General features: G+C 60.3%; 9 protein-coding genes. All 9 read left to right on the forward strand.

All coding sequences use genetic code 11. The features are described 5' to 3' along the window. The coding region (locus GTN70_05400) for a molybdopterin-dependent oxidoreductase (GenBank protein ID NIO16419.1) at positions 1-806 on the forward strand (806 nt) is incomplete at its 5' end. A 3-nt stretch (positions 807-809) separates the two neighbouring features. Further along, complete coding sequence (gene nuoH, locus GTN70_05405) at positions 810-1,907, forward strand: NADH-quinone oxidoreductase subunit NuoH (protein NIO16420.1); 1,098 nt, start codon at positions 810-812, stop codon at positions 1,905-1,907. Beyond that, positions 1,904-2,386, forward strand: a complete 483-nt coding sequence (locus tag GTN70_05410; GenBank protein ID NIO16421.1) for a 4Fe-4S dicluster domain-containing protein — start codon at positions 1,904-1,906, stop codon at positions 2,384-2,386. Before nuoH ends, GTN70_05410 begins: the two co-directional genes overlap by 4 nt. 13 nt (positions 2,387-2,399) lie before the next feature. Then, positions 2,400-2,885, forward strand: a complete 486-nt coding sequence (locus tag GTN70_05415) for an NADH-quinone oxidoreductase subunit J (protein NIO16422.1) — start codon at positions 2,400-2,402, stop codon at positions 2,883-2,885. Between the two features lie 10 nt (positions 2,886-2,895). Beyond that, the gene (gene nuoK, locus GTN70_05420; GenBank protein ID NIO16423.1) at positions 2,896-3,198 is read left to right on the forward strand and encodes an NADH-quinone oxidoreductase subunit NuoK; all 303 of its coding nucleotides are present in this window, start codon (positions 2,896-2,898) and stop codon (positions 3,196-3,198) included. Between the two features lie 21 nt (positions 3,199-3,219). Further along, positions 3,220-5,262: an NADH-quinone oxidoreductase subunit L gene (gene nuoL, locus GTN70_05425; GenBank protein NIO16424.1), complete on the forward strand. Its 2,043-nt coding sequence runs from the start codon at positions 3,220-3,222 to the stop codon at positions 5,260-5,262. Between the two features lie 21 nt (positions 5,263-5,283). Next, positions 5,284-6,855 (forward strand): NADH-quinone oxidoreductase subunit M, encoded by a 1,572-nt coding sequence (locus GTN70_05430; protein NIO16425.1) that lies wholly within the window; start codon positions 5,284-5,286, stop codon positions 6,853-6,855. 5 nt (positions 6,856-6,860) lie between these two features. Continuing rightward, complete coding sequence (gene nuoN / locus GTN70_05435; protein NIO16426.1) at positions 6,861-8,327, forward strand: NADH-quinone oxidoreductase subunit NuoN; 1,467 nt, start codon at positions 6,861-6,863, stop codon at positions 8,325-8,327. A gap of 52 nt (positions 8,328-8,379) precedes the next feature. Next, on the forward strand, positions 8,380-9,203 hold an 824-nt coding region (locus GTN70_05440), incomplete at its 3' end, for a rhomboid family intramembrane serine protease (protein ID NIO16427.1).

Below are 9,203 nucleotides of genomic sequence, written 5' to 3' on the forward strand. Positions count from 1 at the left end.
TCACCTACAAGACGGTCAATGAAAACAGGATCCTGTTCCCCTTCCGGAGCGCGGGCGGCGAGGAGGTCGCCGGCGAGTGGGATGCCCTGCTCTACACCGGGGCGATGGCCCTTTCTGAGATCGTGCGGCGCGATGGGCCCTCTCGGGTTGCCGTCATCGCTTCCCCGGGGTCCTCCAACGAGGAGCTGTACCTGACGAAGAAGCTGGCTTTCGAGGTCATCGGCACGCCCCATCTTGCCTTCACCTCCGAGGTTGCGGCGGCGGATCCCTACCACGACGACTTCCTGGTCAGGGAGGATAAGAACCCCAACAGCAGGGGCGCGAAAGAGATGGGGATAGGCCCCCGGGAGGGAGGTCTCGACTTCAACGGCATCGTTGAGCAGGCGAAAAAGGGCAACCTGAAGGCGCTCGTGGTCGTGGGATCGCGCCTGGGAGGAGCCGATGACGCTCTGGTAGGCGAAATTTTGCATAACGTCGATTACGTGATCAACATTGCTTCGAACGAAAGCGCCGTTTCACGGAACAGCTCGCTCGTTCTTGCCTCGGCCACCTTTGCCGAGAAGGGCGGTACCTTCACGAACTACCGGGGAAGGGTGCAGCGCTTCCACAGGGCGTTTCCTCCGCGAGGCGCGGCGAAGGAGGACGTGTGGATCCTGACCGGGCTGGCGAGAAAGCTGGGCGCCTCCTGGGAGTTCGGGGGCGCGCAGCAGGTGTTCGACGAGCTGGCGCTCAGGGAGGAGTTCTTCACGGGACTCGGCTACGATACCATCGGGAGTTTTGGAATCCAGGTGGGGGAGACAGTGTAGGCCATGCTGCTGGATATCATCATAGCGTGCGTAAAGATCGGGATCATGCTCGCCTTCGTCCTCGGCCTCGTTCCCATTCTCGTCTGGGGGGAGCGGAAGGGGGCGGCCTATATCCAGGACAGGATGGGGCCGGCGAAAGCCGACATCTTCGGCCTCACCCTGGGAGGGCTTTTCCACCCCCTGGCCGATGCCATCAAGCTTCTCTTCAAAGAGGATTTTACCCCCGATGCGGCGAGCCCGGTCTTCTACCGCATGGCGCCGGTCTTCGCACTGGCTCCCGTCCTTCTCACCTTTGCCGTCGTGCCCTTCGGTGACACGATCACTCTCTTCGGGAGGGAGATCCCCCTCCAGGTGGCTGACCTGAACGTGGGGATCCTCTACATTTTCGCCTTTTCCTCCCTCACCGTATACGGGGTCATTCTCGCCGGCTGGGCCTCGAACAACAAGTATTCCCTCCTGGGTGGCCTCAGGAGTTCGGCCCAGATGATCAGCTACGAGATATCCCTGGGCCTTTCCATAATCGGGGTTGCCATGGTTTTTGAGTCGCTAAAGCTCTCGGAGATAACGCGGGCGCAGGGGGATCTTATCCTGGGGATAATCCCCAAGTGGGGGGTGGTCGTTCAGCCCCTCGGCTTTATCCTCTTCCTCGTTGCCGTCTTCGCCGAGTCGTCGAGGGTTCCCTTCGATCTGCCCGAGGGAGAGTCGGAGATCGTCGCCGGCTTTCACACCGAATACGGATCCTTCAAGTTTTCCATGTTCTTCATGGCCGAGTACGTGCACCTCGTCGTTGCCAGTGGCCTTATCGCGACGCTCTTTTTCGGCGGGTGGCAGATTCCCTACCTCTACGCCGACGGGTTCCACATTTTCCGGCACGTGATCCATCTGCCCTCCTTTCTCGTCGTCCTCATGCAGGTGGGTGCCTTTGTATTCAAGGTGCTCTTCTTCTGCTGGTTCTTCATCTGGGTGCGGTGGACCATACCCCGGTTCCGGTACGACCAGGTGATGAGGCTCGGGTGGAAGGTGCTTCTGCCCCTTTCTCTCGCAAATATATTCATTACGGGAGGGGTGATACTCCTCCTGGGTAATACGAGGATCGTATGATTGGCGTAAAGAAACTGTCCAGGCCCAAGGAGATGCCCCTCGGAGAGCGGGTGTACCTGAAGGAGATCCTACGGGGGCTCTCGGTGACGATCAACCATTTCGTTAGGAACCTGGCGAATCCCCGGCGGATCCCCACCATCGACTACCCGGAAGTGAAGAGGCCCGTTCCTCCCCGCTTCCGCGGACGGCACCGGCTGACGAAGCGCGATGACGGGACGCCGAGGTGCGTTGCCTGCTTCTGCTGCGCCACCGCCTGTCCGGCCTACTGTATCACCATCGAGGCGGGGGAGCACCCGGAGCCGGGCATAGAGAAGTATCCGGTGCGCTTTGACATAGACATGCTTCGGTGCGTGTACTGCGGGATGTGCGTCGAGGCCTGTCCCTGCGATGCGATACGGATGGACACGGGATGGTACACCCTTCCCGAGCGGGGCCGGGAAGATCTCGTGTACACGATAGATTCGTTGCTCAAAGACTGACAGGGAGATGACGATGGAGCTGGTGCTTTTCTTCCTCTTCGGGCTCGTGGCCGTAGGGGGCTCGATCATGGTCGTGACCAGGCGCAACCCCATATCGAGCGCCATGTACCTGATCCTGACCCTTTTTGCCGTGGCGGCCCTCTTCGTGCTTCGCCACGCCCACTTCATCGCCGTCATTCAGGTGATCGTGTATGCCGGCGCCGTCGTGGTGCTCTTCGTCTTCGTCATCATGCTCTTGAACGTTGCCGAGTCAAAGCTCCCCATGGAGAAACCCACCTTCCTACGGGGGCTGGGAGTGGTGGCCGCGGGTCTTTTGATGCTCGAGGGGGCCGTAGCGGGAAGCAGGGGGCTCGAGAGGGTGGAGGCGGTGGACGTGGGCAGCGTGGAGGCAGTCGGAAAAGCCCTCTTCACCGAGTACCTTCTGCCATTCGAGCTGACGTCGGTGCTTTTGCTCGCGGCGATCGTGGGGGCTATCGTCCTTGCGAGGAGAAAATTTTAGGAGGGGGGAGATGGTTCCCACTTCTTACTACTTCATACTGAGCGGCATCCTCTTCGGCATAGGGGTGGTGGGCGTCGTGGCAAGGAAGAACGTACTCATCATCCTCATGAGCATCGAGATCATGCTGAATGCCGTGAATGTCGCATTCGTGGCGGCGGGATCCTACCTCGGCGACACCACGGGCAACGTATTCGCCTTCATGGTGATGACCGTTGCCGCCGCGGAGGCCGCCGTGGGACTGGCGATCATCATCGCCGTCTTCCGGCACAAAGAGACGGTTGACATAACGGAACTGAACATTTTGAAATTCTGACGAACAGGCAGGTCACTTACCATGCTAGACTTTTTATGGCTCGTTCCCGTTTTGCCACTCATCGGCGTCTTCTTAAACGGCGCCGTTGCCATCGTCAGTGAACGGAGGGTGCTCCTCCGGCGCTACTACGACGAGCTGGAGGGATCGGGCAGCGAGAGCCACGACCACGGTCACCATCACGACCCCCTCTTCGATTCCCCATACCGCAAGGTGGTGAGCATGATCGGCCCCGGCGTCGTGGGCCTGTCGTTTTTGGTCGCCCTTTTGTGCGTTGCCTCCCTGCTCCGGCTGCCCGCGGAGCAACGGGTATTCGAGGTGGACCTGTTCACCTGGATCCAGGCGGGAAGCTTCAGGGCGGCATTCTCCCTCTACCTGGACCCCCTCTCCTCGGTGATGATCCTCGTGGTAACGGGGGTGGGGTTTCTGATCCACGTCTACTCCACCGGCTACATGTCCCACGAGAAAGCCTATGCCAGGTACTTCGTGTACCTGAACCTCTTCACCTTTGCCATGCTCATCCTGGTCATGGCGTCGAACTACCTGCTCCTCTTCGTGGGATGGGAGGGAGTCGGCCTCTGCTCCTACCTTCTGATCGGCTACTGGTACGAGAAGAAGTCGGCCGCCGATGCAGGGAAGAAGGCCTTCATCGTGAACAGGGTCGGGGATTTTGCCTTCATCATCGGCGTCTTCCTCATGTTCTGGACCTTCGGTTCGGTCGGCTTTTCCGATGTCTTCGGGAAGGCGGCCGGCCTGCAGGGCAGCGCTGTCTTGGGGACGGGGGTGGTTACGGCCATCACCCTCCTTCTCTTCGGCGGCGCTATCGGGAAGTCCGCGCAGATACCGCTCTACGTCTGGCTCCCCGACGCCATGGAGGGCCCCACGCCGGTATCGGCGCTCATCCACGCGGCGACGATGGTCACCGCCGGCGTCTACGTCGTGGCGCGCTCCAGCACGCTCTTCCTCCTGGCTCCCACCTCCATGATGGTGGTGGCAGTCATCGGGGCGGCGACGGCGATCTTCGCCGCAACGATCGGCATTGCCCAGAACGACATCAAGAGGGTTCTCGCCTACTCCACCGTCTCCCAGCTCGGCTACATGTTCCTGGCCTGCGGAGTCGGCGCATTCGCCGCGGGGATCTTCCACCTCATGACCCACGCCTTCTTCAAGGCCCTCCTCTTTCTCGGCTCCGGTTCGGTCATCCACGCGCTGGCCGGTGAACAGGATATGCGGAAGATGGGGGGGGTAAAAAAATACATGCCCGTGACTTTCTGGACCATGTTCATCGCCACCCTGGCCATCGCCGGCATCCCGGGCTTTTCCGGCTTCTTCTCCAAGGACGAGATCCTCTGGAAGACCTTCTCGTCGGCCCACGGGAGCAAGGCCCTCTGGCTCGTCGGTTCCGCCGCGGCCCTGATCACCGCATTCTACATGTTCCGCCTCGTATTCATGACTTTTTTCGGCGATTCGCGCATGGAGCCCCAGGTTGAGGCGCAGGCCCACGAGTCCCCGAAGTCGATGACGGTACCCCTCGCTATCCTGGCGGTATTTTCCGTTATCGGCGGCTACATAGGCATACCCCACGTCCTGGGGGGATCGAACCGGTTCGAGCGGTTTCTCGAGCCCGTTTTCGCCGGCCTCAGCGGCGGCGGGCACGCAGAGGCGGCGCACCACCCGCCGGTTGCCCTCGAGCTCGGCCTGATGGGGCTCGCGGTGGCGATAGCCGTGGGCGGCATATGGGTGGCCTACACGCTCTACGTGAAGAACAGGGATCTTCCGGGGAAGATAGCGGATAAATATCACACGCTCTACCACGTGGTGTACAACAAGTACTTCGTGGACGAGATCTACCACACCCTGGTCGTGTACCCCCTGTACCGGGGGTCGGTCCTTCTCTGGGAGATCTTCGACGTGCTGGTCGTCGACGGGATCGTAAACGGCGTGGGCCAGGTGCTGCTCGGCACGGGGCAGGCGATACGGCGGCTGCAGACGGGGATTGTGCAGAACTACGCATTCTCCCTGCTTCTGGGCGCCCTGATCCTGGTGGGATACATGATTTTCGGATAAAAAGGAGCCCGTAGAGAGATTATGAGCATACTCGGCATTCCCATTCTGTCCCTGATGATCTTTTTGCCCGTGGCGGGCATTCTGGTCCTCTTTTTCGTGCCGAAGGAGAGGGAGGGGCTCATAAAGAACTTCTCTCTCCTGGTGACCCTGCTGGTCTTCGCCGTGTCCCTCGCCGTCCTTGCCCGGTTCGACGGGAGCCTCGATGTCATGCAGATGGTCGAGAAACGGTCGTGGCTTCCCGGTTACGGCATCCAGTACTTTCTGGGTATCGACGGGATCAGCCTCTGGCTCGTTCTTCTCACCACCTTTTTGATGCCCATTTCCGTTCTCGCATCCTATTCGGGGATAAGGAAGAACATAAAAGAGTACATGATATTCATGCTGCTGCTCGAGACGGGGATGGTCGGCGTGTTCCTCGCCCTGGACCTCTTTCTCTTCTACATCTTCTGGGAGCTGATGCTGATACCCATGTACTTTCTGATCGGCGTGTGGGGGGGAGAGCGGCGCATATACGCGGCCATCAAGTTCTTCCTCTACACGATGGCGGGGTCCGTCCTCATGCTCGTTGCGATCCTTGCCCTCGCGTTCTACAACAAGGGCGTGACGGGAGAGTTCACCTTCGACCTTCTCGAGCTGTACCGGCTCAACATGCCCGCCAAGTTGCAGCTCTACATGTTCGGCGCATTCTTCCTGGCCTTCGCCTTCAAGGTGCCCATGTTCCCCTTCCACACGTGGCTTCCCGACGCGCACGTGGAGGCGCCGACTGCAGGCTCCGTCATTCTTGCCGGCGTGCTGCTGAAGATGGGGACCTACGGTTTCCTGCGCTTCGCCATGCCCCTCTTCCCGCAGGCGACGGTCGACCTGGTCCCTGTCATATCGGTTCTCGCCATCATCGGCATCATCTACGGGGCGCTGGTGGCGATGGTGCAGAAGGACGTGAAGAAGCTCGTGGCCTACTCCTCCGTCTCCCACCTGGGGTTCGTCATGCTCGGGATGTTCGCCCTCAACATCCAGGGGATCGAGGGGGGTATCATACAGATGATCAACCACGGACTCTCCACGGGAGCCCTCTTTTTGATCGTGGGGATCATATACGAGAGGACCCACACGCGGCTCATCGAGAACTTCGGCGGCCTCTCCCGGGTGGTGCCGCTCTTTGCCGCCTTCTTCATGGTGATCACCCTCTCCTCCATCGGGCTTCCCGGCCTGAACGGTTTCGTCGGCGAATTCCTCATCCTTCTCGGGGCATTCAAGGTGAACAAGACTTTCGCGGTGCTCGCCGCCACCGGGGTCATACTCGCCGCCGTCTACATGCTCTGGATGTTCCAGCGGGTCATGTTCGGCAAGGTGACCAGGGAGGCGAACAGAAAAATCGCCGATATGAACCTGCGGGAAATAGCGTACATGCTTCCCATCATCCTGTTCATCGTCTGGATCGGCGTGTATCCCCAGCCCTTCCTCCGGAAGATGGATGCGTCGGTGAAACACCTGATCCACCAGGTGGAGTCCAGGGTTCAGGTCGCGGAAAAAGACCGGCCCTACCACGAGCGGATCATGGCGCGCTATTTTGAAACAGACGGGGAAACGAGGTAACGTGGATGGCTATTGATGCCCAGTCAATATACATGAGCCTGAAGGCGATCCTGCCCGAGATCGTGATCGTCCTCTTCGCGATACTGGTCCTCCTCTACGACCTCATCCTGCCCGACGAGAACAGGGGGGTAAACGCGGGGGTGGCCATCGTGGGGGTGGTTGCCGCCCTCTTCTCCGTCAGGATCGTCGGGACGGGCAAGATAGAGGCGTTCTCGGGGATGATAGAGATGGATGCCTTCGGGGCGTTCTTCACCGTCGTCATCCTGGTTGCCCTCCTCCTCACCCTGATGATGAGCCGCTCCTACAACGAGTGGGAGGGGATACAGAAGGGCGAGTACTACTTCCTCCTCCTCGTGTCCGCCGTGGGCATGATCATCATGGCGAAGGGAACCGACCTGATGACCATCTTCCTGGGGCTCGAGATCCTCTCGATTCCCATATACGTCCTCGTGGGTTTCGACAGGAAAAGGATGTCAGCCATCGAGGGGGCGCTGAAGTACTTTCTCCTTGGCGCTTTCGCCACGGGCTTTCTGCTCTACGGCATGGCCCTGATCTACGCGGGAACGGGGAACACGAACCTCTATGCGATCAAGGATGCCATAAGCGGCGGAAACGGGGCGGGAAACGTGATGTTTCTGTGCGGGACTGCGCTTCTTTTAGTCGGCTTCGGCTTCAAGGTATCGCTGGTGCCCTTCCACATGTGGACGCCCGACGCGTACCAGGGAGCCCCGACGACGGTCACGGCTTTCATGTCGGCGGGGCCGAAGGCCGCCGCATTCGGCGCCGTCATCAAGGTGCTCTACATCACCCTTCCCGAGATGTACCCCTACCTCTGGAAAGGGCTCTGGGTCGTTTCCGTCCTCACCATGACGGTGGGGAACGTGACGGCGCTGGTCCAGGACAACGTGAAGCGGATGCTCGCGTACTCATCCATCGCGCATGCAGGATACATCCTCGTCGGCCTGGTATCGGGAGACAATCTCGGGGCCCAGGCAGCCATGTTCTACCTGCTCGCCTACGCCTTCATGAACATCGGTGCCTTCGCCGTTGCCATAGTTATCAGCCAGAGAGAGGACGAAGGGTACGACATCGAGCACTACCGGGGGATGGGTTTCCGGTATCCCGTCCTGGGGGCGCTCATGACCCTCTTCCTCGTTTCGCTGGGCGGCATTCCACCCACGGCGGGATTCGTGGGCAAGTTCTACCTCTTCTCGGCGGCGGTCAAATCGGGCTACATCTGGCTCGCCGTTATCGGCGTCCTGAACAGCGCAGCATCGATCTACTACTACTTGCGTATCGTGGTGCACATGTATATGCTCAAGCCGGGGACTGAAGAAATGCCCGTTCGTCACGTCGGCTTCGCCATCTCCATCGCTCTGGTCATCGCGGCCATCGGCGTGGTGAACTTCGGGCTTTTCCCGAAGCTGCTCCTTGACTTTGCCGAGGCATCAGTCCTGTCGATAATCCTCTGAGAGGTTTCCAATCTCCCGGATCGTTACATGCCCCGAATGCAGGATTTCGGGAATGGTTCCCGTTACCCGGGGTGACACCGTCGTCGACGTGTGCCCGACCTGCAAGGCGATCTGGTTCGATTCCGGCGAGATGGCCCTGTTAAAAGAGGAGGGTTTTTCGGCCGACAGGGGTGAAGATGACGGGGAATCAAAAGGAGAGGGCCCTGTCCTCCTCCGGGCGAAGAAGGGGCTCGTATGCCCCGCCTGTGATGAGGCGCTAACCCCCGTGGACTACCAGTATACGGGAAACGCCGTCTACCACTGCCGTGCGTGCGGCGGCACCTTCGTCCCCCGGAGATCTGCAGGCAACATCCACCGCCGGCTGGTTGCAGGAAAAAAGAGGGCGGAGAAGCTCCTGAAAAAAGGCCAGGGCGGCGAAGACGGGGAACCGGGGGGGAGCGGATTTGCGCGCCTTGCCCGCCAACCCGGGGAAGAGCACTTCTTCCTCCCCATACCCGCCGTGATCCCCGTCGACTCTGATGTGAGGCTGGGCATCATCCCCTACGTGACCTTCTCCGTCATCGGCCTCCTTCTGCTCTTCTTCCTGGCGGGAAAGGTCTTTTTCCCTGGGTCGCGGGAGGTCGCCGGAGCGGTTGCCCTGGTGGCGGGTGGGGGCCTCGGCAGCCCGATCAGGATCCTGGGGTACGGCCTCTTCCACACCCACCTGTTGCCCCTGGCCGTAAATGGCGCGTTTATCTTCATCGCCGGGTCGCCGCTGGAAGAACGCCTCTCTCCCGCGAAACTCATCCTCCTTTTCTTCGCCGGAACGGTTACCTGCGGCCTGGTCCATCTTTTGTCCGGACAACCGGGCGGGCAGATCCTCGGGGCTTCCGGGGG

Source organism: Deltaproteobacteria bacterium (assembly GCA_011773515.1).
In the GTDB taxonomy this organism is placed as follows: Bacteria; Desulfobacterota; Deferrimicrobia; order J040; family J040; genus WVXK01.